This is a genomic window from Candidatus Sphingomonas phytovorans (assembly GCA_029202385.1).
Lineage (GTDB): Bacteria > Pseudomonadota > Alphaproteobacteria > Sphingomonadales > Sphingomonadaceae > Sphingomonas > Sphingomonas phytovorans.
Window position 1 is genome coordinate 455,522 of sequence record CP119314.1, and the last position, 25,385, is coordinate 480,906.

Sequence of the window (25,385 nt, forward strand, 5' to 3'; positions counted from 1 at the left end):
TCGGCGATTCATCCGAACGCGCTGGCGAGTTTCCTCAGCTAAGGGCAGCCCAACGCTCAGCGAAGGCGGACCGCTCCGCATCGGTCAGGTGGAGGCCGATCTTGCTTCGGCGAATCAGTGCGTCTTCCGGGGTGCGCGCCCATTCGCGACTCTTCATCCAGCGTGCTTCGATCTCGGTCAGGCCGCCGCCCAGGTCGGGGCCCATGCCGGCCGCATCCTTCACGTCGGCCAGCATCTCGGCCAGCATCGTGCCGTAGGCATGGGCCATGCGCCGGGAGCGTTCTTCGCCGAGGAACGGCCAGGTCTGGCGGACCTGCGCCAGGAAGAGAGGAAAATCGGGGACGGCACCGCCGGGAAAGACCCGCGCCCGAGTCACGGGATGCGTGGTCAGCCCCAGCGGGGCGGAAAGCCTGCCGAGCGCTTCCTCGGCAAGATGCCGCGCAGTGGTGATCTTGCCGCCGAACACGCTGAGCAGGGCAGGGCCGTTCGTATCGAGTTCAAGCACATAATCACGCGTGACCGCCTTCGCCTCGCTCGCGCCGTCGTCGTAGAGCGGGCGGACGCCAGACCAGCTCGAGGTGACGTCGGCGGGCGTGATCTGCTTCGCGAAATGGCTGTTGGCCGCCTTGCAGAGATAGGCGATCTCGTCGGCGCTGATCTTTGCGTCCTCGGGATGGTCGACCGGGATATCCGTCGTGCCGATCTCGGTGAACGCCCCCTGATAGGGGATCGCGAAGACGATTCGGCGGTCGGGCAGCTGCAGGATATAGGCGTGGTCGCCGTCATAGAGCTTCGGCACGACGATGTGGCTGCCCTTGACCAGCCGGACGCCGCTCTTCGCGGTGATGCCGAGCGAGTCGAGCATCTGATGCACCCAGGGCCCGGCCGCGTTGACGATCGCGCGGGCCGAAACCTGCCGGCCGTCAGAAAGGCTTGCGTGCCACACATCGCCCTCTCGCCGCGCCGATTCGAGCGCGACGCCAACCGCGATCTCCGCGCCGTTGTTCGCGGCATCGACGGCATTGAGAACGGTCAGCCGGGCATCGTCGACGAACGCATCGGAATAGACGAAGCCCCGGTTGCCGCCCTTGAGCGGTGCCGAATAGGCTCTGTCGCTCGCCCGCAGACCGCGTGAGCGGGGCAGGGACATCTTCCCGCCGAGCATATCATAGAGATAAAGGCCCAGCCGGATCATCCACCACGGGCGCACCGAGTTTTCCTGCGGCAGAACGAACAGCAGCGGGCGGATGATATGCGGCGCTGCGTGAATCAGCCGTTCGCGCTCGCGCAGCGCCTCGGCGACCAGCTTGAACTCGTAATATTCGAGATAGCGCAGCCCGCCATGGATCAGCTTGGTCGAGGCTGACGAGGTATGGCCGGCAAGGTCGTCGCGTTCGACGAGCAGCACCTTGAGGCCGAGCAGCGACGCCTCGCGCGCGATCGCGCAGCCATTGATGCCGCCGCCGATGATGAGGAGATCATGGGTCATGATTGCCTTCTACCGATGGTCTGACCAATTTCTATAGCGGTGTGCGGAATTACATCCTCAGGTTTGCCTCCGGCCTATTGGAATCATGTGGGAGCAAGCGCCAATCCAACCGGCATGTCGATGCGGTGCAGGGCACGGCAGACGCAATGTCCGAGGTGATGTCGCGCAGCGTGCCACATTTAGCCTGCGGATCTGCTTTCACCAGGGTAAGCGGTAGCGGCTTAATCTCGGCGATGGCATGCATGTACAATTGCAGGTCCACCCGGTGGATGGGAGCGTCATTCCAGTACAGATGACCGTCGCGGTCCAGTTCGATGAGGTTCCTGTTCTCGACGCCCATCGTTTGTCGTGTTGGTGCTGCCCATAGCTTGGCAGGAAGAGCGCAAGCCTCAGCCTTTGCCGCAAGATTCGTGTCGGGCGGAACCACAGGCGGCTGTGGCTCGCACGCCGTTGTCAACAGGCCTATAAATACCATTTTCGAAGAGATTCTCATGTCGCGATGTTTGCGCCTTTGAATTCATCGCGACAATGGTGGCTCGATATCGTCAGAGTCGTCCGAGGCGCTGTTGACCGCCTCCGAGTCGGCCTGTATAGGCGCCGCTGCCCTGACGGGACTCCTGTCGGGACAAGCTTGAACATTGCTGGATGCATTCCAGGGCCCGGGGGGTCGAAAGTCCACCCAGCGGTCCTTTTTGTATTCCCGAGCGTCATGGCTCCAGCAAAGTAACCACAGTCTAAGGTGAAGAGATTCATGCCGACGATTAACCAGCTGGTCCGCAAGGGCCGCGACCCGCAGAAGGCCAAGTCAAAGGTCCCTGCAATGGAGCAGAACCCGCAGAAGCGCGGCGTCTGCACCCGCGTCTACACGACGACTCCGAAGAAGCCGAATTCGGCTCTGCGCAAGGTTGCCAAGGTCCGCCTGACCAACCAGCGCGAAGTCATCAGCTACATCCCCGGCGAGGGGCACAACCTCCAGGAGCACTCAGTGGTGCTGATCCGTGGCGGCCGCGTTCGCGACCTTCCCGGCGTCCGCTATCATGTTCTCCGCGGCGTGCTCGATACGCAGGGCGTGAAGGATCGTCGCCAGTCGCGTTCCAAGTACGGCGCAAAGCGTCCGAAGTAAGCCGGTCGGCCTGATTGGCCGACCCCTCAAGGCTGAAGTTTAGAAGGAAATTGAAATGGCACGTCGTCGTCGTCCCGAAAAGCGGGTCATCCTGCCTGATCCCCAATATGGTGATGAGGTCCTCTCCAAGTTCATGAACAGCGTCATGCTGGACGGCAAGAAGTCCGTCGCCGAACTGATCGTCTATGGCGCCCTCGCAACCGTCGAGCAGCGCGCGAAGAAGGATCCGATCGGCGTGTTTCACGAGGCGCTCGCCAACGTTAAGCCGGGTATCGAGGTCCGTTCGCGCCGCGTCGGCGGTGCGACCTACCAGGTTCCCGTCGAGGTGCGCCCCGAGCGCGCCCAGGCGCTGGCCATCCGCTGGCTGATTTCCGCCGCCCGTGCGCGGTCGGAGAACACCATGTCGGCACGCTTGTCGGGCGAGTTGATGGATGCCGCCAACAACCGCGGCAACGCGGTGAAGAAGCGCGAAGACACCCATCGTATGGCCGAGGCGAACCGCGCCTTCAGCCACTACCGCTGGTAATAAAACCTCCTATATTGTGAAGGTCGGGGACGATCCCCGGCCTCCTACATCGCTAAGGAAAATCCGATCATGGCCCGCAGCCATCCGCTCGAGAAGTATCGTAACATCGGCATCATGGCGCACATCGACGCCGGCAAGACGACGACGACCGAGCGTATCCTCTACTACACCGGCAAGTCCTACAAGATCGGCGAGGTCCATGAGGGCACCGCGACGATGGACTGGATGGAGCAGGAGCAGGAGCGCGGGATTACGATCACGTCGGCTGCCACGACGTGCTTCTGGAACGATCACCGCATCAACATCATCGACACTCCCGGCCACGTCGACTTCACGATTGAGGTCGAGCGTTCGCTGCGCGTGCTCGACGGCGCTGTCGCGTGCTTCGACGGCGTTGCCGGCGTTGAGCCGCAGTCCGAGACGGTGTGGCGCCAGGCCGAGAAGTATCACGTCCCGCGGATGTGCTTCGTCAACAAGCTCGACCGTACCGGCGCGAACTTCAACCGCTGCGTCGAGATGATCAAGGATCGCCTGGGCGCCCGTCCGGCGGTGCTGTATCTCCCGATTGGCCTTGAGAGCGATTTCAAGGGTCTCGTCGACCTCGTCGAGAACCGGGCGATCGTCTGGCTCGAAGAGTCGCTGGGCGCGAAGTTCGAATATCGCGACATCCCCGAGGATCTGGCCGATCTCGCCGCGACCGCTCGTTCCGAGCTGATCGAAATGGCGGTCGAGCAGGACGACGACGTGATGGAGCAGTATCTCGAGGGCAACGAGCCCGACGTCGCGACGCTCAAGCGCCTGATCCGCAAGGGCACGCTGAACTTCTCGTTCGTGCCGGTGCTGTGCGGCTCCGCGTTCAAGAACAAGGGTGTTCAGCCGCTGCTCGACGCAGTGGTCGACTATCTGCCGTCGCCGCTGGACATCAAGGACGTCGAGGGTCTGAAGCTCGACGGCGAGACGCCCGATACGCGTCCGCCGGCCGACGATGCCCCGTTCTCGGCGCTTGCGTTCAAGATCATGAACGATCCGTTCGTCGGCACGCTGACCTTCGCCCGTATCTATTCGGGCAAGCTCGAAGCCGCCTCCGTCGTCACCAACTCGGTGAAGGACAAGAAGGAGAAGGTCGGCCGCATGCTGCTGATGCACGCGAACAGCCGTGAGGACATCCAGGAAGCATTCGCCGGCGACATCGTCGCTCTGGCGGGCCTCAAGGATACCACGACCGGTGACACGCTCTGCGCGCAGAACGCTCCGATCATCCTCGAGCGCATGGAATTCCCGGACCCCGTCATCGAGGTCGCGGTGGAGCCGAAGACGAAGGCCGACCAGGAGAAGATGGGCATCGCGCTCAATCGTCTCGCTCGCGAGGATCCGTCGTTCCGCGTCACCTCGGACAATGAGAGCGGCCAGACCATCATCAAGGGCATGGGCGAGCTCCATCTCGAGATCCTGGTCGATCGCATGAAGCGCGAGTTCAAGGTCGAGGCGAATGTCGGCGCGCCGCAGGTGGCGTATCGCGAATATCTCGCCAAGCCGGTCGAGCTGACCTACACCCACAAGAAGCAGTCGGGTGGTTCGGGCCAGTTCGGTGAGGTCAAGGTCAAGCTGACCCCGGGTGAGCGCGGCACTGGCTTCGTGTTCATCGACTCGATCAAGGGTGGCAATATTCCTCGCGAATATATCCCGTCGGTCGAGAAGGGCATGCGCGAGACGGCAGAGACCGGATCGCTGATCGGCTTCCCGATCATCGATTTCTCGGTGGAACTGCTCGACGGCAAATACCATGACGTCGACTCGTCGGCGCTGGCATTCGAAATCTGCGCGCGCGGCGCGATGCGTGAAGGGGCCCAGAAGGCCGGCATCAAGCTGCTCGAGCCGATCATGAAGGTCGAGGTCGTGACTCCCGAGGATTATCTCGGCGACGTGATCGGCGATCTGAACAGCCGCCGTGGCCAGATCCAGGGCACCGACAGCCGCGGTAACGCGACTGCGGTGGACGCGATCGTGCCGCTGGCGAACATGTTCGGCTATGTGAACCAGCTCCGCTCGTTCAGCCAGGGCCGCGCGCAGTACACGATGCAGTTCTCGCATTATGACGAGGTTCCTGCCAACGTCGCCGACGAAGTGAAGGCGAAGCTGGCGTAATCCAAAATCAGTCGCTAAAGGGCCGCGTCCGCGCGGCTCCGCAGCGACCCCGGAATGTGAATAAGAAGAGGCGAAAATGGCAAAAGCAAAGTTTGAGCGGACGAAGCCGCATCTCAACATCGGCACCATCGGTCACGTCGACCATGGCAAGACGTCGCTGACGGCCGCGATCACCAAGGTGCTCGCCGAGACCGGTGGCGCCACCTTCACGAGCTACGACAACATCGACAAGGCGCCGGAAGAGCGCGAGCGCGGCATCACCATCTCGACCGCACACGTCGAGTATGAGACCGAGAAGCGTCACTATGCGCACGTCGATTGCCCGGGCCACGCCGATTATGTGAAGAACATGATCACCGGCGCAGCCCAGATGGACGGCGCGATCCTGGTCGTGTCCGCCACCGACGGCCCGATGCCGCAGACCCGCGAGCACATCCTGCTCGCACGTCAGGTCGGCGTGCCGGCGATGGTCGTGTTCATGAACAAGGTTGATCTGGTCGACGACGCCGAGATCCTCGAGCTGGTCGAGCTGGAAATCCGCGAGCTGCTCAGCTCGTACGACTTCCCGGGCGACGATATCCCCGTGATCCCGGGTTCGGCCGTTGCCGCGCTGACCGACAAGACGCCTGAGATCGGCCATGACGCCGTGCTCAAGCTGATGGCGGCTGTTGACGAGTACATCCCGCAGCCCGAGCGTCCGCTCGACAAGCCGTTCATGATGCCGATCGAGGACGTGTTCTCGATCTCGGGTCGCGGCACCGTCGTGACCGGCCGCGTCGAGACCGGCATCGTCAAGGTTGGCGAGGAAGTCGAGATCGTCGGCATCCACGACACCCGCAAGACCACGGTCACGGGCGTCGAGATGTTCCGCAAGCTGCTCGACCAGGGCCAGGCCGGCGACAATGTCGGCGCGCTGATCCGTGGCGTTGCGCGCGACGAAGTCGAGCGTGGCCAGGTTCTCTGCAAGCCGGGCTCGATCAAGCCGCACACCGACTTCCAGTCGGAAGTGTACGTGCTGTCGAAGGACGAAGGTGGCCGTCACACGCCGTTCTTCGCCAACTATCGTCCGCAGTTCTACTTCCGTACCACGGACGTGACCGGCACCGTTGAGCTGCCTGAGGGCACCGAGATGGTCATGCCGGGCGACAACGTCGCGCTGGGCGTCAAGCTCATCGCGCCGATCGCCATGGACGTCGGCCAGCGCTTCACCATTCGCGAAGGCGGTCGTACCGTCGGCGCAGGGGTTGTCAGCGGCATCTCTAAGTAATATAGGCGCGCCACCGCCCGATTCCCTGTGGGAGTCGGGCGGTTGCTATTTCAGTGAACAATGGTTCGGTTGTCCTCGGGCAACCCGCTCTTTCGCATCGGTAGGGTTATGGAAACGCAGAATATTCGGATTCGTCTGAAGGCATTCGATCATCGTGTGCTCGATCAGGCCACCGGCGACATCGCCGACACGGCGCGCCGCACTGGCGCACTCATCCGCGGTCCCATTCCCCTCCCGACGCGCATCGAGAAGTTCACGGTGAACCGCGGGCCGCACATCGACAAGAAGTCGCGTGAGCAGTTCGAGGTCCGTACCTACAAGCGGATGCTGGACATTGTTCAGCCGACCCCGCAGACGGTGGACGCGCTGATGAAGCTCGATCTCGCCGCGGGTGTAGACGTGGAGATCAAGCTGGCCTAAAGGCCGCGCTCCAATACGAGATTCGGTTTCGCCACGGCGGAGCCTGATAGGGATACCGCCCGGCTTGCCGGGGTCTGCGTCCCCCGTCACGCCTGATCCTCTTTTCGAAGGGGGCGGGCACCAGCCCGGGACGGGGCACGCATTATATTTTGGGCTGACACGCCCGTCGGAAATGGTTCCGGCGGGCCTCTGTAATGGGAGCAAGGATCATGCGCACTGGCGTGATCGCGAAGAAAATGGGGATGACCCGCTTGTTCCAGGACGATGGGCGCCATGTGCCCGTGACCGTTCTGGCACTGGAAAATCTGCAGGTAGTGGCCGTTCGCGAGGCCGACCGTGATGGTTATACCGCTGTCCAGCTTGGTGCTGGTACCGCCAAGGCGAAAAATGTCGCCAAGCCGCAGCGCGGCCACTTCGGCAAGGCCGAAGTTGAGCTCAAGGCGAAGCTGGCTGAATTCCGCGTCGCTGACGACGCCGTGCTCGAAGTGGGCGCCGAGATTTCGGCCGACCATTATGTCGCTGGCCAGATCGTCGACATCCAGGGCGTGACCCAGGGTAAGGGTTTCGCGGGCGGCATGAAGCGTTGGGGCTTCGGCGGTCTGCGCGCCACCCACGGCGTTTCCGTCTCGCACCGTTCGCTCGGTTCGACCGGTCAGCGTCAGGATCCGGGCAAGGTCTTCAAGAACAAGAAGATGGCCGGCCAGATGGGTGACAAGAACCGCACCCAGCAGAATCTCGAAATCGTATCAACCGACGCCGAGCGCGGCCTGATCTTCGTCAAGGGCTCGGTGCCCGGCTCGAAGGGTGGCTGGCTCCTCGTCAAGGACGCCGTCAAGGTCGCGCGTCACGCCGATGCGCCGTACCCGGCCGGCCTGAAGGCCGCTGCCAACAGCAACACCGCTCCCGCCGAGACGCCCGCCGAAGAGACGGCTGCTCCGGAAGCGACCGAAGGCCAGGAGGGCTGAACATGAAGGTCACTATTCAGTCCTTCGACGCAGCGGCGAAAGCCGGCGATATCGAGCTCAACGACGAGGTCTTCGGCCTCGATCCGCGCGCCGACATCCTGCACCGCGTCGTCACCTGGCAGCTCGAGAAGCGTCGTGCCACGGCGCGCGGCACTCGTGAGCGCGCCGACGTTGCCCGTACCGGCAAGAAGTTCGGTCGCCAGAAGGGTGGCGGTACTGCTCGTCACGGCGATCGTCGCGCACCGACTTTCGTTGGTGGTGGTAAGGCTCACGGCGCCCGCGTCCGTGATTTCAATCCGTCGCTGAACAAGAAGATCCGCGCTCTCGGTCTGCGCATGGCGCTTTCGAGTCACGCCAAGGCCGGCTCGCTGATCGTCATGGACAGCCTGACCGTCAAGGACAGCAAGACCAAGGCGCTGACCGCTGATCTGACGAAGCTCGGCTTCGGCAAGACCGCGCTGGTGATCGACGGCGATGCGGTCGAGACGAGCTTCGCGCTCGCTGCCGGCAACCTTCGTCAGATCAACGTTCTGCCGGCGGCCGGTGCCAACGTCTACGACATCCTGAAGCATGACACGCTGGTGCTGACGCGCGCTGCTGTCGAAAAGCTGGAGGCGCGCTTCAATGGCTAAGAAGCAAAAAGGCGAGATCGACGTCCGTCATTATGACGTGATTGTCGCGCCGCACATCACCGAGAAGGCGACCCTGCTCAGCGAGCAGAACGCCGTCGTGTTCAAGGTCGCCGGCGATGCGACCAAGCCCGAGATCAAGGCCGCCGTCGAGGCGCTGTTCTCGGTCAAGGTCACCGGCGTGAACACGATTGTCCAGAAGGGCAAGACGAAGAAGTGGAAGGGCGTTCCCTATACGCGCTCCGACATGAAGAAGGCGATTGTGACGCTGGCTGACGGCCAGTCGATCGACGTGACGACGGGGATCCAGTAATGGCACTTAAGCATTACAACCCGACCAGCCCGGCACGACGTGGTCTTATCCTCGTCGACCGCAGCGGTCTGCACAAGGGCGGCCCGATCAAGGCGCTGACCGAAGGCAAGCGCAAGACTGGCGGCCGCAACAACAAGGGTCATGTGACCTCGCGCGGCATCGCCGGCGGCCACAAGCAGCGCTATCGTCTGATCGACTTCAAGCGTCGCAAGTGGGACGTGGACGGCACGGTCGAGCGGATCGAATATGATCCCAACCGCACCGCCTTCATCGCCCTGATCAAATATCCGGACGAAGAGCTCGCCTACATCATCGCGCCGCAGCGCCTCGCCGTCGGCGACAAGGTGGTTGCCGGCAAGAAGACCGACGTGAAGCCTGGCAACGCCATGGAACTCGGTCAGATGCCGGTCGGCACGATCGTCCACAACGTCGAGATGAAGCCTGGCAAGGGTGGTCAGCTCGCACGGTCGGCCGGCACTTACGTGCAGGTCGTGGGTCGCGACAAGGGCATGGTAATGGTTCGCCTCAACTCGGGCGAGCAGCGCTATATCCACTCGAACTGCATGGCGACCGTCGGTGCGGTGTCCAACCCGGACAACGGCAACACCAACCTCGCCAAGGCCGGCCGCAACCGTTGGCTGGGCAAGCGCCCGCTGACCCGCGGCGTCGCCAAGAACCCGGTCGACCATCCGCACGGCGGTGGTGAAGGCCGGACCTCGGGCGGCCGTCATCCGGTCACCCCGTGGGGCAAGCCGACCAAGGGTGCACGCACCCGTCACAACAAGGCGACCGACAAGATGATCATCCGGTCGCGTCACGCGAAGAAGAAGGGCTAACCGCAATGGCTCGTTCCGTCTGGAAAGGTCCGTTTGTGGATCTTCACCTGCTCAAGAAGGCAGAGACCGCGCAGGAAACCAACGCGCGTGCGCCGATCAAGACCTGGTCGCGCCGCTCCACGATCCTGCCGCAGTTCGTTGGCCTGACCTTCACCGTCTATAACGGTCGCAAGTTCGTGCCCGTGTCCGTCAACGAGGACATGGTCGGGATGAAGCTCGGCGAGTTCGCGCCGACGCGCTACTTCCCGGGGCACGCCGCCGACAAGAAGGGCAAGCGCTGATGTCGAAGGCAAAATCCCCCCGCAAGGTCGGTGAGAAGGAAGCTCTCTCGGTCGGTACGCAGATTCGCGGCTCGGCTCAGAAGCTCGGTCTCGTCGCTGCGCTGATCCGCAACAAGAAGGCCGGCGATGCGATGAACATCCTCGCCTTCTCGACCAAGGCAATGGCAGTCGATGCCCGCAAGGTTCTCGCCTCGGCGATCGCCAATGCTGAGAACAACCACAACCTCGATGTCGACGCGCTCGTCGTGTCGGAGGCTTCGGTTGGCAAGTCGATCGTCATGAAGCGTTTCGCGACCCGCGGTCGCGGCAAGTCCACGCGCATTCTCAAGCCGTTCTCACGGCTGCGGATCGTCGTGCGTGAGCAGGAAGAAGCATAATGGGTCAGAAGAGCAATCCGATCGGTCTGCGTCTCCAGATCAACCGCACCTGGGACAGCCGCTGGTATGCGGAAGGCGCCGACTATGGCCGTCTTCTCCTCGAGGATCTGAAGATCCGCGCGTACATCATGAAGACGCTGCCCCAGGCGGCGATCTCCAAGGTCGTGATCGAGCGTCCGGCCAAGCTGTGCCGCGTTTCCATCTATGCCGCACGCCCCGGCGTGATCATCGGCAAGAAGGGTGCGGACATCGAGAAGCTGCGGCGTCTCCTCGGCAAGATGACCTCGTCCGACGTGTCGCTGAACATCGTCGAGATCCGCAAGCCTGAAGTCGACGCCAAGCTCGTTGCCCAGGGCATCGCCGATCAGCTCGAGCGTCGTATCGCTTTCCGTCGCGCCATGAAGCGTGCGGTTCAGTCGGCGATGCGTCTCGGCGCTGAAGGCATCCGGATCAATTGCGGTGGCCGCCTCGGCGGCGCCGAGATCGCCCGGTCCGAATGGTACCGAGAAGGCCGCGTTCCGCTGCACACGCTGCGCGCGAACGTCGACTATGCCGAAGCGCAGGCACACACCGCTTATGGCGTGTGCGGCGTGAAGGTGTGGATCTTCAAGGGCGAAATCCTGGGCCATGACCCGATGGCGCAGGACCGGATCATGATGGAGGCTCAAACCTCCGGCGTCCGTCCGGCGCGCTAAGGAACAAGAGCAATGCTGCAACCGAAAAAGACCAAGTTCCGCAAGGCCTTCAAGGGCCGGATCCATGGCGATGCCAAGGGCGGCACGACCCTCAACTTCGGCTCTTACGGGCTGAAGGCGATGGAGCCGGAGCGGATCACCGCACGCCAGATCGAGGCGGCTCGCCGCGCGATCACGCGTCACATCAAGCGCCAGGGGCGTTTGTGGATTCGCGTGTTCCCGGACGTTCCGGTCACGTCGAAGCCCGCCGAAGTCCGCATGGGCAAGGGCAAGGGTTCGCCCGAATATTGGGCCGCCCGGGTCAAGCCCGGCCGGATCCTGTTCGAGCTGGACGGAGTTCCTGGCGATATCGCGGCGGTGGCGTTCAGCCGCGCGGCGATGAAGCTGCCGATCAAGGTGAAGGTCGTTGCCCGTCTCGGCGACACCTCGCATCTGGGAGTTGCATAAGATGAGCACGATCGACACCCGTCGCTCCGATCTCAAGGCGAAGACCGAAGACCAGCTCGACGAAGAGCTCGGCAACCTGAAGCGCGAGGCGTTCAATCTCCGCTTCCAGGCAGCCACGAACCAGCTCGAGAAGCCGAGCCGGGTGCGTGAGGTCCGCCGCGACATCGCTCGCATCAAGACCCTGCAGAGCCAGCGCGTGCGCTCGGCCGAAGCCAAGTAAGGAAGAACGACATGCCGAAGCGCGTGCTGACCGGGGTGATCGTCTCGGACAAGACCGACAAGACGGTGGTGGTGAACGTTGAGCGTAAGGTGAAGCACCCGCTCTACGGCAAGATCATCCGTCGTACGAAGAAGTACCATGCCCATGACGAGGGCAACGAGTTCAAGCAGGGCGAAACCGTGCGGATCGAAGAGACCGCGCCGATCTCCAAGCTGAAGTCCTGGAAGGTGATCGAGCGGGTCAACACCCACGCGACCCCCGAGCGGGCAACCATCGACGGCTAACGCCGACAGTTGAGGCGGGGTCCGGTCGGTATCGGCCCCAGAGTGAGAAGGAACCGGATCGATGATCCAGATGCAATCCAATCTCGACGTCGCTGACAACAGCGGCGCGAAGCGGGTGCAGTGCATCAAGGTGCTTGGCGGATCCAAGCGCCGGACGGCAGGCGTCGGCGACATTATCGTCGTCAGCGTCAAGGAAGCGGCGCCGCGCGCCCGCGTGAAGAAGGGCGACGTGCATCGTGCCGTCATCGTGCGTACGGCGAAGGACATTCGCCGCGCCGACGGCACCGTGATCCGCTTCGATTCGAACGCGGCTGTGCTGGTCAACAAGAACGAGGAGCCGATCGGCACCCGTATCTTTGGCCCGGTGGTGCGCGAGCTCCGCGGCAAGAAGCACATGAAGATCATCAGCCTGGCGCCGGAGGTTCTGTAATGGCCGCTGCGAAGATCAAGAAGGGTGACCGCGTCATCGTCCTGTCCGGCAAGGACAAGGGCAAGACCGGTGAAGTTACCCAGGCCCTGCCCAAGGACGGCAAGGTCATCGTGTCGGGCGTGAACATCGCGATCCGTCACACCAAGCCGAGCCAGGGCGACCCGCAGGGTGGCCTGAAGCGCGCCGAAGCACCGCTGCACGTTTCGAAGGTCGCTCACGTGACCGCCGACGGCAAGCCGACGCGCGTTCGCTTTGAAACGAAGGACGGCAAGAAGGTCCGCGTGGCCGTGAAGTCCGGGGAGACGATCAGTGGCTGATGCAAATCAGAAGGCGGCTCACAAGCCGCGGATGAAGGCGATCTATGACGATCGCATCATCAAGGCGATGACCGAGAAGTTCGGTTACAAGAACGTGATGGAGGTCCCGCGCCTCGACAAGATCGTCCTGAACATGGGCGTTGGCGAAGCGACGCAGGACAAGAAGAAGGTCGAGCAGGCCGCCGGTGAGATGGAACTGATCGCTGGTCAGAAGCCAGTCGTCACCAAGGCGAAGAAGTCGATCGCGCAGTTCAAGCTGCGTGAAGGCATGCCGATCGGCGTGAAGGTCACTCTTCGCCGCGAGCGCATGTACGAGTTCCTCGACCGCTTCATCACGATCGCGCTGCCGCGCGTTCGCGATTTCCGCGGGCTGAACCCGAAGAGCTTCGATGGTCGCGGCAATTATGCCTGCGGTCTGAAGGAGCAGCTGATCTTCCCGGAAATCAGCTACGACAAGGTCGACAAGATCCGCGGCATGGACGTGATCGTGACGACCACGGCGAAGACCGACGACGAGGCACGCGAGCTGCTCCGCCTGTTCGGCTTCCCGTTCCCGATCGAAGCTGACGAAGAAAAGAAGGCAGCGTAAGATGGCTAAGAAGAGTTCTGTGAACAAGAACGAGCGTCGCAAGCTGCTGGTGAAGAAATACGCCGGCGCCTATGCGAAGCTGAAGGCGATCGCGGCGGACAAGTCGCTCGACGACGGCGATCGTCTGATCGCTCGCCTGAAGATGGCCGAGATTCCCCGCAACGGGAACCCGACGCGCATCCGCAACCGGTGCGAGACGACGGGTCGTCCCCGCGCTTATTACCGCAAGTTCCGCCTCTGCCGTATTCAGCTGCGCGATTTGGCCAACAAGGGCCTGATCCCGGGCGTTACGAAGTCGAGCTGGTAAGGATCACGAGATGGCATTGACCGATCCCCTGGGTGATATGCTCACCCGCATCCGCAACGGCCAGCGCGCGCGGAAGGACTCTGTCCTGTCGCCCGCGTCGAAGCTGCGGGCCCGTGTGCTCGACGTGCTTCAGCGCGAAGGCTATATCCGCGGCTACAGCGAAGAAGAGATGGGGCCTGCCAAGGGCATCCGTATCGAGCTGAAATATTTCGAGGGCCAGCCTGCGATCAAGCATGTCGCGCGCGTCTCGAAGCCTGGTCGCCGCGTCTATTCGGGCGCAACTGAGCTGCCCCGCGTCATGAACGGCCTGGGCATCACGATCGTCTCGACGCCTCGCGGCGTTCTGTCCGACGCGGAAGCGCGCGAGCAGAATGTCGGTGGCGAAGTGCTGGCGGAGGTATTCTGATGAGCCGCATCGGTAAAAAGCCGGTCGCGATCCCGAGCGGCGTGACCGCGACGATCGACGGCGGGCAGCTGAGCGTGAAGGGCCCCAAGGGAACCCTCGCCATGCCGCTCCGCGACGAGATCAGCTATGTCCTTGAGGACGACGGCATCTCGGTGAACCCGGCGAACGAGACCAAGCGCGCCCGTGCCTTCTGGGGCATGCAGCGTACCCTGGTGCAGAACCTGGTCACCGGCGTGTCGGACGGCTTCACCAAGAAGCTGCTGATCAACGGTGTCGGCTATCGTGCTGACGCCAAGGGCCGGGTGCTGAACCTGAAGCTCGGCTACAGCCACGACGTCAACATCGATGTGCCTGAGGGTCTCGAGGTGAAGACGCCGGACAACACGACCGTCGAGATTTCGGGGTCGGACAAGCAGAAGGTCGGTCAGCTGGCCGCGGAGATTCGTCGTTGGCGCAAGCCCGAGCCGTACAAGGGCAAGGGCATCAAGTACGACGGTGAGTTCATCTTCCGCAAGGAAGGGAAAAAGAAGTAATGAGCACCAAAGGTCTCTCCCTTTTTGCGAAGCGCCGTCTTCGCAACCGTACCGCGCTCCGCGGTCGTGCTGCTGGCCGTCCGCGGCTGTCGGTGCACCGTTCGGGCAAGCACATCTATGCTCAGGTGATCGACGACGCCCAGGGCAAGACGGTCGCTGCCGCCTCCACGTTGGAGAAGGACGTGCGTGGCACGTCCGGCGCGAACATCGATGCAGCCGTCCTGGTCGGCAAGCGCGTCGCCGAAGCGGCGAAGCAGGCGGGCGTCACCAAGGTCGTGTTCGATCGCGGTGGCTTCCTGTTCCACGGTCGCGTGAAGGCGCTGGCGGAAGCCGCGCGTGAAGCCGGATTGGAGTTCTAAGAATGGCCGACGAAATCAACCCGACGGACGTCGTCGCTGGTGCCGAGGGCGCTCCGCAGGACGCGCCGCAGGGCCGTGGCCCGCGTGGCGGCCGTGGTCGTGGCGGCCCCGGTGGCGGTGGCCAGAACCGTGGCGGCCGTGACGGCAACCGTGGTCGTCGCGACGATCGTCGCGGTGGCCCGGGCAGCGACGATGGCGGCGAAGAGCTGATCGAGAAGCTGGTCCACATCAACCGCGTCTCGAAGACGGTAAAGGGCGGCAAGCGCTTCGGCTTCGCGGCGCTCGTCGTCGTCGGCGACGGCAAGGGCCGGGTCGGCTTCGGTCATGGCAAGGCGCGCGAAGTGCCGGAAGCCATTTCCAAGGCGACGGCTGCTGCCAAGAAGGCGATGGTCCGCGTTCCGCTCCGTGAGGGTCGCACGCTGCATCATGACGGCAAGGGCCATTTCGGCGCCGGCCTCGTGACTGTCCGTTCGGCGCCGCAGGGCACCGGCATCATTGCAGGCGGTCCGATGCGCGCTGTGTTCGAGAGCCTCGGCGTGGCCGATGTGGTGACCAAGTCGGTCGGCACATCGAACCCCTACAACATGATCCGTGCGACCTTCGAGGCGCTGACCACCCAGGTCAGCCCGAAGTCGGTCGCGCAGCGTCGCGGCAAGAAGATCGCCGACCTGCTCGGCCGTGGTGGCTCGCAGGCCGCCGAGGCCGAAGCCGCAGCGATCGCGGAGTAAGACAGATGGCGAAGAAGAAAGAAGCCGCCGGCGGCACGATCAAGGTGACCCAGACGGGCTCGCCGATCCGCCGCGAGAAGGATCAGCGCGCGACGCTGATCGGTCTCGGCCTCAACAAGATGCACAAGACGCGCGAGTTGCAGGACAGCCCCGAAGTTCGGGGCATGATTCGCAAGGTCGCACACATGGTATCGGTCGAGGGTTGACCTGAACGATCCTCCCCGTAAGGGGAGGGTGAGGGGCGGGACGGCTCGAACGCAGGTTCGGGTGTCCCGCCCTCAGCCTTTTTTATCAGCGCGACAAAAGCGAAAGCGAGTGCACGACATGAAACTGAACGAACTCCGCGACAATGATGGTGCCCGCAAGTCCCGCATGCGGGTCGGCCGTGGTATCGGTTCCGGCAAGGGCAAGACCGGCGGCCGCGGCATCAAGGGCCAGAAGAGCCGTGAGGGCGTGTCCATCGCCGGCTTCGAAGGCGGCCAGATGCCGCTCCACATGCGTCTGCCGAAGCGCGGCTTCAACAACATCTTCGCCAAGGATTATGCCGAGGTGAACCTGGGCGCGATCCAGAAGGCGGTCGACGCTGGCAAGATCGAGGCCGGTGCGTCGCTCGATCACGACGTGCTGAAGGCTGCTGGCCTGGCGCGCGGCGGCAAGGATGGCGTCCGCCTGCTCGGTAAGGGCGAATTCAGTGCAAAGCTCAACTTCACGGTTGCCGGCGCGTCGAAGGGCGCGATCGAAGCGGTCGAGAAGGCTGGCGGCAAGGTCGACGTGATCGTCGTCGTGCCGGCTGCCGAGAAGGCCAAGGCGAAGAAGGGCGTTGCCCGTCTCGAGCGCATCGCGCACAAGGCGTCGTTCAAGGCGTAACTGGTTGCGGGTCCGGCGAAAGCCGGACGCCGCAACGGCTTTTTCGGGCCTGTTCCGCGCTTCGTCGTGGACCAAGTCGTCAAAGACCTTAGACAAGCCCGATCGGGCCCCTATATGAGCGGCGGGGCGGTCAAACGTTTCCCGCCGCTTTTGTTTCCCCCGATGTTTTTTTGGGACGATCACATTTATGGCATCCGCAGCCGACTCGATGGCCTCCGGCATCAGCCTGTCGAAGTTTTCCCAGGCGACTGACCTCAAGAAGCGCCTGTGGTTCACGATCGGCGCGCTGATCGTTTTCCGCATGCTCAGCTATGTGCCGCTGCCGGGTATCGATCCGACCGTGCTGGCGCAGCTTTCGCAGCATACGTCGGGCGGCGTGCTTGATTTCTTCAATGCCTTTTCGGGCGGCTCGCTGAGCCGGATGAGCCTGATCGCGCTCGGCGTGATGCCCTACATTACCGCCTCGATCGTCGTGCAGCTCGCGACCTCGCTGTCGCCGACGCTTGCCGCGATCAAGAAGGAAGGGGAGAGCGGGCGCAAGCGGCTCAACCAATATACCCGCTACGGCACGGTCGGTCTCACCGCCGTACAGGGCTATTTCATCGCCGTCGGCCTAGAGGCTCTGGGGGCCAGCAATGGCCTGCAGGCGGTGATCGAGCCGGGCATGCTGTTCCGTGTCGGCGCGGTGATCAGCCTCGTCGGCGGCACCATGTTCCTGATGTGGGTCGGCGAGCAGATCACAAGCCGCGGCATCGGCAACGGCATGTCGCTCATCATCATGGCCGGCATTGTCGCCAGCCTGCCGCGGACGCTCTACAACCTGTTCGAGGGCGGCCGTTCCGGCTCGCTCGATCCAGTGCGCTTCATCGGCATCGTCGTCGCGGTGATCCTGCTCGTACTCTTCATCTGCTTCATGGAGCGCGCTCAGCGCCGAATCCTGATCCAGTATCCGAAGCGACAGACCCAGCGCGGCATGCAGGCCGATCGCAGCCATCTGCCGCTGAAGCTCAACACCGCGGGCGTGATCCCGCCGATCTTCGCCTCGTCGCTGCTGCTGATGCCGCTGACCATCACCCAGTTCGCCGGTAATCGCGTTGCTGGCGAGAGCAGGTGGGGCGATTTCATCATCAGCCTCAACCAGTATCTCCAGCATGGTTCGCCGGTGTACATGGCGCTCTACGGTGCCGGCATCATCTTCTTCTCGTTCTTCTACACCGCTGTGGTGTTCAATCCCGAGGAGACTGCCGACAATCTGAAGCGCTATGGCGGCTTCATCCCGGGCATTCGCCCCGGCAAGAACACCGAGAATTATTTCGATTATGTGCTGACGCGCATCACCGTGATCGGTGCCGCCTACCTGACGATCATCTGCCTGCTGCCGGAATATCTGGTATCGGCGCTGAGCATCCCGTTCTATCTCGGCGGCACCAGCTTGCTGATCGTCGTCAATGTTACGATGGACACGGTGACTCAGATCCAGAGCCACTTGCTGGCGCATCAATATGGCGATCTGATCAAGAAGGCCAAGTTGAAGGGTGGCCGTCTCCGTTGAGAGCGACGACACCGATGGGAGGGGAACAGCCTTGAATATCATTCTCCTGGGTCCGCCGGGAGCGGGCAAGGGTACCCAGGCGAGCCGCTTGATGGCTGACCGGGGGATGGTCCAGCTTTCGACTGGCGACATGCTGCGCGCAGCCGTGAAATCCGGCAGCCCGGTTGGCCTGAAGGCCAAATCGGTGATGGAGGCGGGTGAACTCGTCTCCGACGAGATCGTCTCGGGTATCATCGGCGAACGGCTGGATATGCCGGACACCGCCAATGGCGTGATCTTCGACGGCTATCCTCGTACCGCGGCCCAGGCTGAACAGCTCGATGAATTGCTCGAGGCCCGCGGCCGCATGCTCGACCACGTGATCGAGCTGAGCGTTGACGAGGATGCGCTCGTCGACCGCATCGTTGGCCGCTACACCTGCGCCAAATGCGGCGAGGGCTATCACGATCATTACAAGCAACCGAAGGTTGCGGGTGTATGTGACGTGTGCGGCTCGACCGAGTTCAAGCGCCGCCCCGACGACAATGCGGAGACCGTGCGGACCCGTATGGTCGAATATCGCGCCAAGACTGCGCCGATCCTGCCGATCTACGAAGCGCGCGGACTCGTGGCGCGAGTCGATGGCATGGCGGATATCGACCAGGTGACCCAGGCGATCGAAGCGATCCTCGACGGCAAGTAACCCGCTTCGCTTGCCGTTCGGCGCGCAACGCATATGATGTGCGCGGGTCACCGGGGGAGGGCGTCGATGAAGTCTGTCGGTCTTTTGGGGGCTGTCATAGCCTGTGCGCTTGCCACCCCGGCTGCCGCCGAGGTCGTCTCCGCCACGCCTTCGACGATGGAGATCAGCCAGGTCGTCACCGTCGACGCGCCGATCGCGCGCGTCTGGGATACGCTGCGCTCGCCGCAGCGCTGGTGGAGCAAGGAGCACACCTACACTGACGATTCGGCCAACCTCTATATGGACGGCCAGGCGACAGGTTGTTTCTGCGAGCGGTTTCCGGATCGCCGGGGCAGCGTCGAGCATGCCCGCATCCTCTATATCCAACCGCCGCAGATGATTCGCCTTTCCGGCGCGCTCGGGCCGCTCCAGGCCGAGGCAGTCATCGGCACGTTGACGTTCAGGCTGACGCCCGAAGGGTCGAATGCGACCCGGCTCACACTCAGCTATGTCGTCAGCGGCTTCGTTCGGGCAGGGGCGGATACGCTTGCCCCCAAGGTCGACGAGGTGCTGGCGCTTCAGGTGCTGAACCTGAAGTCCGCCGCTGAAGGCCCATTGCCGCCCGCGCCGACGCCGCAGCGATAAGCGCCGCGCCGGCTTGTCGGCGCTTCATGACAAATTCTTCATGGTGCCTTCATCGGACCGCTCGACGGCGGCCGCTATTCAGAGGGCACGCCCAGCGCGCGGGCAACAGACTTCTTGAATCGGCGTCCGCACTCCCGGGGGCGTCGTGGCCGACGGAAGGTTCGCTTTCCGTCGGCCAATTTTGCTGTAAAGGCAGAAAGGCACCGCCCGGAATGCCGCCGATGACCCGCAAGATCCTGATCGTCGAAGACGACGCCGCGACCGCCGGCTATCTGGCCAAAGGCTTGGGTGAGGCGGGTTTCGCGGTCGAGACCTGTGGTGACGGCCGTGACGGCCTGTTTCTCGCCAGCGAGGGCATTTTCGATCTCATCATCGCCGACCGTATGCTTCCGGGCCTGAACGGCCTGGCGATGATCGGCGCGATCCGCGCCGCCGGCATCCGCACGCCGGCGCTGATCCTGTCGGCCCTGGCGACGGTCGACGATCGTGTCGACGGCCTGCACGCGGGCGCGGACGACTATCTGGTCAAACCCTTTTCCTTCGCGGAGCTTTCAGCCCGGATCGAGGCGCTGCTCCGCCGGGCCGATCGCATCGCGGGCGAAACCCAGACGACCCGCCTGGTCGTCGGGGACCTCGAAATCGACCTGCTTGCCCGCACGGTCGCGCGGGAGGGGCGGCCGATCGCGCTTGGGGCGCGCGAATTCAATCTGCTCGAATTTCTCGCACGCCATGCCGGTCAGGTCGTCACGCGCACGATGATGCTCGAGAAGATCTGGAACTATCATTTCGATCCCGGATCGAACGTCGTCGACGTCCATATCGGCCGGTTGCGGCGCAAGATCGAGGAAGGCTTTGCCAGCCCGATCCTCCACACGGTGCGCGGCGCAGGGTACCGGCTCTCGGCTGAGATCTGATGCGATTGTCGGTTACGGCGCGCATCGCCCTGCTTGCGATCGCGCTGGCGCTGGTCTCCAACCTCGTGCTCGTCGCCTTCATCTGGCGGCAGGTGCATGATGACGCGATCGATTCGCTTCGCCGGGACACTGCCGAACAGGCCGATGCACTTGTCTCGGTCTGGCGTGCCGGTGGAATGCGGGCGCTCGACCAGACGATCGAGGAGGCGCGCGCGCCCGGCGACCTCTCGCTGATCATCGCGGTGATCGACGCCCGGGGACGGCGCGTGGTGGGGCTGGGGCCGCCGGTTGCGAATATCGGCCCATCGAGCTCGGTCGAATTCCATATCGGCCGGATCGGGACCTCGCCGCCCTGGTCGCTGCGCGACGCCGGCTATTCGGTCCGCAGGATCGGGCCTCTCCGTCTCGTCAGCGGACGGATGCTCGATGACTGGGAGCAGGTGCAGCGCGGAATCGAGCGGGCGCTGGTCCTCGCGATGCTCTTGTCTCTCGGGCTTGGGATTGTCGGGGGCCTCGTCGTGACCCGCTATGTCGGCCGCCGCCTGAACCGGGTCGCGGATGTGATCGAGGGGGTGGCGGGTGGGGACCTGTCGCGCCGCGTGGTGAGCGCTTCCGGCGGGGACGACGCTTTCGACCGGCTCGCCACCCGGCTCAACACGATGCTCGACAAGGTCGAACGGCTGATGATCGAGCTCCGGCTCGTCACCGACAGCCTGGCGCATGATCTCCGCTCGCCGCTGGCGAGGCTGCGGACCAAGACAGAGAACGCGGTGCTGCTCGCCGATCCCACGCAACGCGAAGCGGCGCTGGGGGGCTTGCTGGTGGAGACCGATCTGGTGATGCGGATGCTCACCATGCTGATCGAGATCAGCCGTTCCGAATCGGTGTCGCGCGACCGCTTTGCCAGCATCGACCCGGCGGCGCTGATCGAGGAGATTGCCGAACTCTACGCGCCAGTCGCCGAAGATGCCGGCTTGCGCTTCATGACCGTGATGGAAGCGCATCCGCCCCGGCTCATCCTTCATCGCGAGCTGGTGACTCAGGCGATCGCCAATCTGGTCGACAATGCGCTGCGTCACGGTGCCGGCGGCGGCGAGGTGACGCTGCGGCTGGCGGGGCAGGGGGGAGAAATACGCTTCCAGGTGGAGGATCGTGGCCCCGGCATCGCCGCCGAGGACCGAGAACAGGCGCTGCGCCGCTTTGGCCGGCTGGACAATGCGCGCAGTACGCCGGGCGCTGGTCTTGGCCTGTCGCTGATCGAGGCGGTTGCCCGGCTCCACGGTGGGCGCCTCGAACTGGGCGACAATGCGCCGGGGCTGATCGCTGCAATCGTCGTGCCGGCGTGACCGCAGCGGAAGGGCATCATCCATGAGCTGGGCGCTCAAGGCGATCCACACTCATGGCTGGGATTTCTGGTTCGCGCGGGCGTCGGTCGCGTTGGTGGCCGGGCTCCAGTTGCTCATGTTCAACGATCTGACGATCGGTCCACGCTGGCTTGCGCCCGGGCTTGAGATCGCGCTGCTCCTGCCGCTGTCCGCCGCGACCGCCTGGACCCAGGCAAGCGCACGCGAGGCGCGGACCGATCATCACTGGCGGCGTGTCGCCTGGGAAAGGCGGATGATCCGCCGCGCGGCGCTCGCGCTGACCGCGTTGATCACCGTCATCAACCTGGGAGCGCTGGTCGAACTGATCCATGCGTTGCTTGCCGGGAGCGCGACGAAGATCGGGCAGACGCTGCTGCTCGACGCACTCAACATCTGGGCGACCAATGTCATCGTCTTCGCCTTGTGGTTCTGGAGCATCGATCACGGTGGCCCGGCGGCGCGCGGCCTGATCGAGACCGAGAAATGCGATTTCCTCTATCCCCAGATGACGATCGGCCAGCCGCGCGAGCCGTGCACCTGGTCGCCGGGGTTCGTCGATTATCTGTATCTGTCGTTCACCAACGCCACAGCCTTCTCGCCGACGGACACGATGCCGTTGTCCCGCCGCGCCAAGATGCTGATGATGATCGAATCCGCCATCTCGCTTTTGACGATCGCGCTTGTCGCGGCGCGAGCGGTGAACATCCTTTCCTGATCCGTCGCGATGCCGACGGCGGTAGGGGGGGCGTCGACTGTGGTACGCGAGCCGGGTCAGGCTGTGCATGACGGGTTTTCTTCGCCGATGCGTGCAATCGAAACGCGCCCGCTGGCATTCGCGGTCCGCTGAGATATATGATGTGGCGGCAGCGACGTTCATCGTCCTGAGCCGCCCCATGTCTCGGTCCGGTTTCTCGCCGTTTCGGCCGAGCGATCTTGACAGCACCGACTCGCGCTTCTATCTGCTCGATATTCCGAAACACCGGGTCCCGGCGGCGCTTGTTTGCGCTCGCCGTTATCTTGCGTTTCAGATAGCAACGCGATGAGATGGGGTGGCTGCAGCCATGCACGCCCCGTGGAGCAGGAGAACAAATTTCATGGCTCGTATTGCGGGTGTCAACATCCCGACCAACAAGCGCGTTGTTATCGCGCTGACCTATATCCATGGCATTGGCGACACCAAGGCCAAGGAAATCACTGCCAAGCTGGGTATCACTCCCGAGCGCCGGGTGCAGGACCTGACCGATCAGGAAGTGCTGCAGATTCGCGAAACGATCGACGCTGATCACACTGTCGAGGGTGATCTCCGCCGCCAGACCGCGATGAACATCAAGCGGCTGATGGATCTGGCCTGCTATCGCGGCCTTCGCCATCGCAAGGGCCTTCCGGTCCGCGGCCAGCGCACGCATACCAATGCGCGCACCCGCAAGGGCAAGGCCAAGCCGATCGCCGGCAAGAAGAAGTGATGCGCTGAGCCGTTCCGATGGGGCGGCTCGCCTTCCAGCTACAGGGTTAGGATTTCAACATGGCACGCGAACCTCAGCGCATTAAGCGGCGTGAGCGCAAGAACATCACCTCTGGCGTCGCACACGTGAACGCCAGCTTCAACAACACCATGATCACGATCACCGATGCCCAAGGCAACGCGATCTCGTGGTCGTCGGCCGGCATGATGGGCTTCAAGGGAAGCCGCAAGTCGACTCCGTATGCGGCGCAGGTCGCTGCCGAGGATGCCGGCAAGAAGGCCGCCGAACACGGCGTCCGCACGCTCGAAGTGGAAGTGAAGGGTCCGGGTTCGGGCCGTGAGTCGGCGCTTCGCGCGCTGCAGGCGGTCGGCTTCCAGATCACTTCGATTCGCGACGTGACCTCGATCCCGCACAATGGCGTCCGGCCCTCGAAGCGCCGCCGCGTCTGATTTCGTCTCGTCCGCGCGCGGTTGATCGCGCCGCGCGGACGATTCCCACATGGCCGGAGTGTCCCCCGCTCCCGCCCAAAACCAAGGGGAAGCCCGTGTCCGTCAATGCTAAGAACTGGCAGGAACTGAAGAAGCCCAATGGCCTCGAAAAGAAGCCGGGCGGCGATCCCAAGCGTAAGGCGACCTTTGTGGCCGAACCGCTCGAGCGCGGCTTCGGCCTGACGCTCGGCAACGCGCTCCGTCGCGTGTTGCTGTCGTCGCTTCAGGGCGCTGCCGTTACCTCGATCAAGATCGAGAATGTGCTCCACGAATTCTCGTCGCTGACCGGCGTTCGGGAAGACGTGACCGACATCGTCCTGAACGTGAAGCAGATCGCGCTGCGCATGCAGGGCGAGGGGCCGAAGCGTCTCCAACTTTCCGCGACCGGCCCGGCCGATGTGAAGGCCGGCGACATCGCGGTTTCGGGCGACATCGAGGTGATGAACCCCGATCTGGTGATCTGCCACCTCGACGAAGGCGCGACGCTCAACATGGAGCTGACCGCCGACGTAGGTAAGGGTTACGTCGCAGCGGTGGCGAACCGTCCGGCGGATGCGCCGATCGGCCTGATCCCGGTCGACGCGCTCTACTCGCCGGTGCGGCAGGTGTCGTACAAGGTCGAGAACACCCGCGTCGGGCAGGAACTCGATTACGACAAGCTGACGCTGACCATCGAGACCGACGGCACGATCACGCCCGAGGACGCAGTCGGCTATGCCGGCCGCATCCTGCAGGACCAACTCGCGCTGTTCGTCCACTTCGACGATTCGTCGGTCCGTCCGTCGGCACCGATCGGCCATGCCGCGCCGTCTTCGGCCGGTGAGGTCTCGGGCGACACCCAGCAGATCAACCGTTACCTTCTCAAGAAGGTCGACGAGCTTGAACTGTCGGTGCGTTCGGCCAACTGCCTCAAGAACGACAACATCATCTATATCGGCGACCTGGTCCAGAAGACCGAAGCCGAGATGCTGCGCACCCCGAATTTCGGCCGCAAGTCGCTGAACGAAATCAAGGAAGTGCTGTCGTCGATGGGGCTCCGGCTGGGCATGGAAATCCCGGGCTGGCCGCCTGAGAACATCGAAGAGATGGCCAAGAAGCTTGAGCAGGAAATAATGGGGTAACGAGCTCGGGCTGGGGCAAATGCCCCGGCCCGGTTCGCCCATCGGGCGATTGGCGGTGGCCCTTGACACCGCCTGGTCTGGGGTTCCGTCAAACGGCCCCTTAACGAACGAAGGAAAGATACCATGCGTCATCGCGTAGGCGGCCGTAAGCTTCAGCGAACCTCGGCCCACCGCACAGCCCTGTTCCGCAACATGTCGGCAGCGCTCATCAAGCACGAGCAGATCACCACCACGACCGCCAAGGCGAAGGAACTTCGCCCCTATGTCGAGAAGCTGATCACGCTCGCCAAGAAGGGTGGCCTGTCCAATCGCCGTCTGGCGCATGCCCGTCTGCTCGATGACGCGCAGCTGGTGAAGCTGTTCGACGTGCTGGCATCGCGTTACGCCGATCGTAACGGTGGCTACACCCGCATCATCAAGGCCGGCATCCGCGCTTCGGACGCGTCGCCGATGGCGATCATCGAGTTCGTCGACCGCGACGTCAGCGCCAAGGGCCAGGATTCGGGCCCGGTGATGGGTGACGAGGATTTCGATCAGGCTGCATAAATCGCGCCTGTTCAGGGAGTTGAGAAAGGAGTCGTACCTGATAGGGTGCGGCTCCTTTTTCGTATCCGAAAGTCCCCG

37 protein-coding genes are annotated in these 25,385 nt (G+C 63.5%); 35 read left to right on the forward strand and 2 right to left on the reverse strand.

The genetic code is table 11. The features are described from left to right. Positions 1–34: 34 nt before the first annotated feature. A complete protein-coding gene (gene glpD, locus P0Y59_02125) occupies positions 35–1,489 on the reverse strand; it encodes a glycerol-3-phosphate dehydrogenase (protein ID WEK00513.1) in 1,455 nt (484 codons plus the stop codon). A 49-nt stretch (positions 1,490–1,538) separates the two neighbouring features. Further along, complete coding sequence (locus tag P0Y59_02130) at positions 1,539–1,829, reverse strand: hypothetical protein (GenBank protein ID WEK00514.1); 291 nt, start codon at positions 1,827–1,829, stop codon at positions 1,539–1,541. A gap of 411 nt (positions 1,830–2,240) precedes the next feature. On the opposite strand from P0Y59_02130, the gene rpsL reads away from it, so the two are divergent. From rpsL to P0Y59_02305, 35 genes are all read left to right on the forward strand, one after another. After that, positions 2,241–2,612 (forward strand): 30S ribosomal protein S12, encoded by a 372-nt coding sequence (gene rpsL, locus P0Y59_02135; GenBank protein WEK00515.1) that lies wholly within the window; start codon positions 2,241–2,243, stop codon positions 2,610–2,612. Positions 2,613–2,667: 55 nt separating this feature from the next. Next, on the forward strand, positions 2,668–3,138 hold the full coding sequence (gene rpsG, locus P0Y59_02140) for a 30S ribosomal protein S7 (GenBank protein ID WEK00516.1): 471 nt from the start codon (positions 2,668–2,670) through the stop codon (positions 3,136–3,138). Between the two features lie 69 nt (positions 3,139–3,207). Further along, on the forward strand, positions 3,208–5,283 hold the full coding sequence (gene fusA, locus P0Y59_02145) for an elongation factor G (GenBank protein ID WEK00517.1): 2,076 nt from the start codon (positions 3,208–3,210) through the stop codon (positions 5,281–5,283). Positions 5,284–5,359: 76 nt separating this feature from the next. Further along, positions 5,360–6,550: an elongation factor Tu gene (gene tuf / locus P0Y59_02150; protein ID WEK00518.1), complete on the forward strand. Its 1,191-nt coding sequence runs from the start codon at positions 5,360–5,362 to the stop codon at positions 6,548–6,550. Positions 6,551–6,658: 108 nt separating this feature from the next. Beyond that, positions 6,659–6,970, forward strand: coding sequence for a 30S ribosomal protein S10 (gene rpsJ / locus P0Y59_02155; GenBank protein ID WEK02473.1), 312 nt, complete (start codon positions 6,659–6,661; stop codon positions 6,968–6,970). A 209-nt stretch (positions 6,971–7,179) separates the two neighbouring features. Then, on the forward strand, positions 7,180–7,935 hold the full coding sequence (gene rplC, locus P0Y59_02160; GenBank protein ID WEK00519.1) for a 50S ribosomal protein L3: 756 nt from the start codon (positions 7,180–7,182) through the stop codon (positions 7,933–7,935). A 2-nt stretch (positions 7,936–7,937) separates the two neighbouring features. Next, positions 7,938–8,567 carry a 50S ribosomal protein L4 gene (gene rplD / locus P0Y59_02165; GenBank protein WEK00520.1) on the forward strand — a complete coding sequence of 210 codons (630 nt, stop codon included), beginning with the start codon at positions 7,938–7,940 and terminating at the stop codon, positions 8,565–8,567. Continuing rightward, complete coding sequence (locus tag P0Y59_02170) at positions 8,560–8,877, forward strand: 50S ribosomal protein L23 (protein ID WEK00521.1); 318 nt, start codon at positions 8,560–8,562, stop codon at positions 8,875–8,877. Before rplD ends, P0Y59_02170 begins: the two co-directional genes overlap by 8 nt. Next, complete coding sequence (gene rplB, locus P0Y59_02175; GenBank protein ID WEK00522.1) at positions 8,877–9,713, forward strand: 50S ribosomal protein L2; 837 nt, start codon at positions 8,877–8,879, stop codon at positions 9,711–9,713. The genes P0Y59_02170 and rplB overlap by 1 nt, the downstream gene beginning before the upstream one ends. A 5-nt stretch (positions 9,714–9,718) precedes the next feature. Then, positions 9,719–9,994: a 30S ribosomal protein S19 gene (rpsS, locus tag P0Y59_02180; GenBank protein ID WEK00523.1), complete on the forward strand. Its 276-nt coding sequence runs from the start codon at positions 9,719–9,721 to the stop codon at positions 9,992–9,994. Beyond that, the gene (gene rplV / locus P0Y59_02185) at positions 9,994–10,371 is read left to right on the forward strand and encodes a 50S ribosomal protein L22 (GenBank protein ID WEK00524.1); all 378 of its coding nucleotides are present in this window, start codon (positions 9,994–9,996) and stop codon (positions 10,369–10,371) included. Before rpsS ends, rplV begins: the two co-directional genes overlap by 1 nt. Next, positions 10,371–11,066 carry a 30S ribosomal protein S3 gene (rpsC, locus tag P0Y59_02190; protein WEK00525.1) on the forward strand — a complete coding sequence of 232 codons (696 nt, stop codon included), beginning with the start codon at positions 10,371–10,373 and terminating at the stop codon, positions 11,064–11,066. Before rplV ends, rpsC begins: the two co-directional genes overlap by 1 nt. A 12-nt stretch (positions 11,067–11,078) precedes the next feature. Beyond that, positions 11,079–11,513 carry a 50S ribosomal protein L16 gene (gene rplP, locus P0Y59_02195; GenBank protein ID WEK00526.1) on the forward strand — a complete coding sequence of 145 codons (435 nt, stop codon included), beginning with the start codon at positions 11,079–11,081 and terminating at the stop codon, positions 11,511–11,513. A gap of 1 nt (position 11,514) precedes the next feature. Further along, positions 11,515–11,733, forward strand: coding sequence for a 50S ribosomal protein L29 (gene rpmC / locus P0Y59_02200; protein WEK00527.1), 219 nt, complete (start codon positions 11,515–11,517; stop codon positions 11,731–11,733). 11 nt (positions 11,734–11,744) lie between these two features. Next, on the forward strand, positions 11,745–12,017 hold the full coding sequence (rpsQ, locus tag P0Y59_02205; protein ID WEK00528.1) for a 30S ribosomal protein S17: 273 nt from the start codon (positions 11,745–11,747) through the stop codon (positions 12,015–12,017). A gap of 61 nt (positions 12,018–12,078) precedes the next feature. Beyond that, complete coding sequence (rplN, locus tag P0Y59_02210) at positions 12,079–12,447, forward strand: 50S ribosomal protein L14 (GenBank protein WEK00529.1); 369 nt, start codon at positions 12,079–12,081, stop codon at positions 12,445–12,447. Beyond that, positions 12,447–12,764, forward strand: a complete 318-nt coding sequence (gene rplX / locus P0Y59_02215; GenBank protein WEK00530.1) for a 50S ribosomal protein L24 — start codon at positions 12,447–12,449, stop codon at positions 12,762–12,764. The genes rplN and rplX overlap by 1 nt, the downstream gene beginning before the upstream one ends. A gap of 31 nt (positions 12,765–12,795) precedes the next feature. Further along, positions 12,796–13,353, forward strand: a complete 558-nt coding sequence (rplE, locus tag P0Y59_02220) for a 50S ribosomal protein L5 (GenBank protein ID WEK02474.1) — start codon at positions 12,796–12,798, stop codon at positions 13,351–13,353. A gap of 1 nt (position 13,354) precedes the next feature. Beyond that, positions 13,355–13,660 (forward strand): 30S ribosomal protein S14, encoded by a 306-nt coding sequence (gene rpsN / locus P0Y59_02225; protein ID WEK00531.1) that lies wholly within the window; start codon positions 13,355–13,357, stop codon positions 13,658–13,660. 10 nt (positions 13,661–13,670) lie between these two features. Next, positions 13,671–14,066, forward strand: a complete 396-nt coding sequence (rpsH, locus tag P0Y59_02230; GenBank protein ID WEK00532.1) for a 30S ribosomal protein S8 — start codon at positions 13,671–13,673, stop codon at positions 14,064–14,066. After that, positions 14,066–14,599, forward strand: coding sequence for a 50S ribosomal protein L6 (rplF, locus tag P0Y59_02235; protein WEK00533.1), 534 nt, complete (start codon positions 14,066–14,068; stop codon positions 14,597–14,599). Before rpsH ends, rplF begins: the two co-directional genes overlap by 1 nt. Further along, positions 14,599–14,958: a 50S ribosomal protein L18 gene (gene rplR, locus P0Y59_02240; GenBank protein ID WEK00534.1), complete on the forward strand. Its 360-nt coding sequence runs from the start codon at positions 14,599–14,601 to the stop codon at positions 14,956–14,958. The genes rplF and rplR overlap by 1 nt, the downstream gene beginning before the upstream one ends. A 2-nt stretch (positions 14,959–14,960) precedes the next feature. Then, the gene (rpsE, locus tag P0Y59_02245) at positions 14,961–15,686 is read left to right on the forward strand and encodes a 30S ribosomal protein S5 (protein ID WEK00535.1); all 726 of its coding nucleotides are present in this window, start codon (positions 14,961–14,963) and stop codon (positions 15,684–15,686) included. Between the two features lie 5 nt (positions 15,687–15,691). Further along, positions 15,692–15,892, forward strand: a complete 201-nt coding sequence (gene rpmD / locus P0Y59_02250) for a 50S ribosomal protein L30 (GenBank protein WEK00536.1) — start codon at positions 15,692–15,694, stop codon at positions 15,890–15,892. 118 nt (positions 15,893–16,010) lie between these two features. After that, positions 16,011–16,553 carry a 50S ribosomal protein L15 gene (rplO, locus tag P0Y59_02255; GenBank protein WEK00537.1) on the forward strand — a complete coding sequence of 181 codons (543 nt, stop codon included), beginning with the start codon at positions 16,011–16,013 and terminating at the stop codon, positions 16,551–16,553. Between the two features lie 187 nt (positions 16,554–16,740). After that, complete coding sequence (gene secY, locus P0Y59_02260; GenBank protein ID WEK00538.1) at positions 16,741–18,105, forward strand: preprotein translocase subunit SecY; 1,365 nt, start codon at positions 16,741–16,743, stop codon at positions 18,103–18,105. Between the two features lie 31 nt (positions 18,106–18,136). Then, complete coding sequence (locus P0Y59_02265) at positions 18,137–18,787, forward strand: adenylate kinase (protein WEK00539.1); 651 nt, start codon at positions 18,137–18,139, stop codon at positions 18,785–18,787. Between the two features lie 66 nt (positions 18,788–18,853). Next, on the forward strand, positions 18,854–19,411 hold the full coding sequence (locus tag P0Y59_02270; protein ID WEK00540.1) for an SRPBCC family protein: 558 nt from the start codon (positions 18,854–18,856) through the stop codon (positions 19,409–19,411). 221 nt (positions 19,412–19,632) lie between these two features. Further along, a complete protein-coding gene (locus P0Y59_02275; GenBank protein ID WEK00541.1) occupies positions 19,633–20,325 on the forward strand; it encodes a response regulator transcription factor in 693 nt (230 codons plus the stop codon). Beyond that, positions 20,325–21,671 carry a HAMP domain-containing sensor histidine kinase gene (locus P0Y59_02280; GenBank protein WEK00542.1) on the forward strand — a complete coding sequence of 449 codons (1,347 nt, stop codon included), beginning with the start codon at positions 20,325–20,327 and terminating at the stop codon, positions 21,669–21,671. Before P0Y59_02275 ends, P0Y59_02280 begins: the two co-directional genes overlap by 1 nt. 22 nt (positions 21,672–21,693) lie before the next feature. Continuing rightward, complete coding sequence (locus P0Y59_02285) at positions 21,694–22,404, forward strand: hypothetical protein (protein WEK00543.1); 711 nt, start codon at positions 21,694–21,696, stop codon at positions 22,402–22,404. Between the two features lie 379 nt (positions 22,405–22,783). Then, a complete protein-coding gene (rpsM, locus tag P0Y59_02290; GenBank protein ID WEK00544.1) occupies positions 22,784–23,152 on the forward strand; it encodes a 30S ribosomal protein S13 in 369 nt (122 codons plus the stop codon). Positions 23,153–23,211: 59 nt separating this feature from the next. Then, positions 23,212–23,601, forward strand: a complete 390-nt coding sequence (gene rpsK / locus P0Y59_02295) for a 30S ribosomal protein S11 (GenBank protein WEK00545.1) — start codon at positions 23,212–23,214, stop codon at positions 23,599–23,601. A gap of 95 nt (positions 23,602–23,696) precedes the next feature. Next, positions 23,697–24,761, forward strand: coding sequence for a DNA-directed RNA polymerase subunit alpha (locus P0Y59_02300; protein ID WEK00546.1), 1,065 nt, complete (start codon positions 23,697–23,699; stop codon positions 24,759–24,761). Positions 24,762–24,884: 123 nt separating this feature from the next. Further along, on the forward strand, positions 24,885–25,307 hold the full coding sequence (locus P0Y59_02305) for a bL17 family ribosomal protein (protein WEK00547.1): 423 nt from the start codon (positions 24,885–24,887) through the stop codon (positions 25,305–25,307). The last annotated feature ends 78 nt before the right edge of the window (positions 25,308–25,385 follow it).

What these genes read in the sequence shown, in the direction of transcription:
- glpD (WEK00513.1), bottom strand. Translation starts at nt 1,489, where the DNA reads ATGACCCATGATCTCCTCATCATCGGCGGCGGCATCAATGGCTGCGCG.
- P0Y59_02130 (WEK00514.1), bottom strand. Translation starts at nt 1,829, where the DNA reads ATGGGCGTCGAGAACAGGAACCTCATCGAACTGGACCGCGACGGTCAT.
- rpsL (WEK00515.1), top strand. Translation starts at nt 2,241, where the DNA reads ATGCCGACGATTAACCAGCTGGTCCGCAAGGGCCGCGACCCGCAGAAG.
- rpsG (WEK00516.1), top strand. Translation starts at nt 2,668, where the DNA reads ATGGCACGTCGTCGTCGTCCCGAAAAGCGGGTCATCCTGCCTGATCCC.
- fusA (WEK00517.1), top strand. Translation starts at nt 3,208, where the DNA reads ATGGCCCGCAGCCATCCGCTCGAGAAGTATCGTAACATCGGCATCATG.
- tuf (WEK00518.1), top strand. Translation starts at nt 5,360, where the DNA reads ATGGCAAAAGCAAAGTTTGAGCGGACGAAGCCGCATCTCAACATCGGC.
- rpsJ (WEK02473.1), top strand. Translation starts at nt 6,659, where the DNA reads ATGGAAACGCAGAATATTCGGATTCGTCTGAAGGCATTCGATCATCGT.
- rplC (WEK00519.1), top strand. Translation starts at nt 7,180, where the DNA reads ATGCGCACTGGCGTGATCGCGAAGAAAATGGGGATGACCCGCTTGTTC.
- rplD (WEK00520.1), top strand. Translation starts at nt 7,938, where the DNA reads ATGAAGGTCACTATTCAGTCCTTCGACGCAGCGGCGAAAGCCGGCGAT.
- P0Y59_02170 (WEK00521.1), top strand. Translation starts at nt 8,560, where the DNA reads ATGGCTAAGAAGCAAAAAGGCGAGATCGACGTCCGTCATTATGACGTG.
- rplB (WEK00522.1), top strand. Translation starts at nt 8,877, where the DNA reads ATGGCACTTAAGCATTACAACCCGACCAGCCCGGCACGACGTGGTCTT.
- rpsS (WEK00523.1), top strand. Translation starts at nt 9,719, where the DNA reads ATGGCTCGTTCCGTCTGGAAAGGTCCGTTTGTGGATCTTCACCTGCTC.
- rplV (WEK00524.1), top strand. Translation starts at nt 9,994, where the DNA reads ATGTCGAAGGCAAAATCCCCCCGCAAGGTCGGTGAGAAGGAAGCTCTC.
- rpsC (WEK00525.1), top strand. Translation starts at nt 10,371, where the DNA reads ATGGGTCAGAAGAGCAATCCGATCGGTCTGCGTCTCCAGATCAACCGC.
- rplP (WEK00526.1), top strand. Translation starts at nt 11,079, where the DNA reads ATGCTGCAACCGAAAAAGACCAAGTTCCGCAAGGCCTTCAAGGGCCGG.
- rpmC (WEK00527.1), top strand. Translation starts at nt 11,515, where the DNA reads ATGAGCACGATCGACACCCGTCGCTCCGATCTCAAGGCGAAGACCGAA.
- rpsQ (WEK00528.1), top strand. Translation starts at nt 11,745, where the DNA reads ATGCCGAAGCGCGTGCTGACCGGGGTGATCGTCTCGGACAAGACCGAC.
- rplN (WEK00529.1), top strand. Translation starts at nt 12,079, where the DNA reads ATGATCCAGATGCAATCCAATCTCGACGTCGCTGACAACAGCGGCGCG.
- rplX (WEK00530.1), top strand. Translation starts at nt 12,447, where the DNA reads ATGGCCGCTGCGAAGATCAAGAAGGGTGACCGCGTCATCGTCCTGTCC.
- rplE (WEK02474.1), top strand. Translation starts at nt 12,796, where the DNA reads ATGAAGGCGATCTATGACGATCGCATCATCAAGGCGATGACCGAGAAG.
- rpsN (WEK00531.1), top strand. Translation starts at nt 13,355, where the DNA reads ATGGCTAAGAAGAGTTCTGTGAACAAGAACGAGCGTCGCAAGCTGCTG.
- rpsH (WEK00532.1), top strand. Translation starts at nt 13,671, where the DNA reads ATGGCATTGACCGATCCCCTGGGTGATATGCTCACCCGCATCCGCAAC.
- rplF (WEK00533.1), top strand. Translation starts at nt 14,066, where the DNA reads ATGAGCCGCATCGGTAAAAAGCCGGTCGCGATCCCGAGCGGCGTGACC.
- rplR (WEK00534.1), top strand. Translation starts at nt 14,599, where the DNA reads ATGAGCACCAAAGGTCTCTCCCTTTTTGCGAAGCGCCGTCTTCGCAAC.
- rpsE (WEK00535.1), top strand. Translation starts at nt 14,961, where the DNA reads ATGGCCGACGAAATCAACCCGACGGACGTCGTCGCTGGTGCCGAGGGC.
- rpmD (WEK00536.1), top strand. Translation starts at nt 15,692, where the DNA reads ATGGCGAAGAAGAAAGAAGCCGCCGGCGGCACGATCAAGGTGACCCAG.
- rplO (WEK00537.1), top strand. Translation starts at nt 16,011, where the DNA reads ATGAAACTGAACGAACTCCGCGACAATGATGGTGCCCGCAAGTCCCGC.
- secY (WEK00538.1), top strand. Translation starts at nt 16,741, where the DNA reads ATGGCATCCGCAGCCGACTCGATGGCCTCCGGCATCAGCCTGTCGAAG.
- P0Y59_02270 (WEK00540.1), top strand. Translation starts at nt 18,854, where the DNA reads ATGAAGTCTGTCGGTCTTTTGGGGGCTGTCATAGCCTGTGCGCTTGCC.
- P0Y59_02275 (WEK00541.1), top strand. Translation starts at nt 19,633, where the DNA reads ATGACCCGCAAGATCCTGATCGTCGAAGACGACGCCGCGACCGCCGGC.
- P0Y59_02280 (WEK00542.1), top strand. Translation starts at nt 20,325, where the DNA reads ATGCGATTGTCGGTTACGGCGCGCATCGCCCTGCTTGCGATCGCGCTG.
- P0Y59_02285 (WEK00543.1), top strand. Translation starts at nt 21,694, where the DNA reads ATGAGCTGGGCGCTCAAGGCGATCCACACTCATGGCTGGGATTTCTGG.
- rpsM (WEK00544.1), top strand. Translation starts at nt 22,784, where the DNA reads ATGGCTCGTATTGCGGGTGTCAACATCCCGACCAACAAGCGCGTTGTT.
- rpsK (WEK00545.1), top strand. Translation starts at nt 23,212, where the DNA reads ATGGCACGCGAACCTCAGCGCATTAAGCGGCGTGAGCGCAAGAACATC.
- P0Y59_02305 (WEK00547.1), top strand. Translation starts at nt 24,885, where the DNA reads ATGCGTCATCGCGTAGGCGGCCGTAAGCTTCAGCGAACCTCGGCCCAC.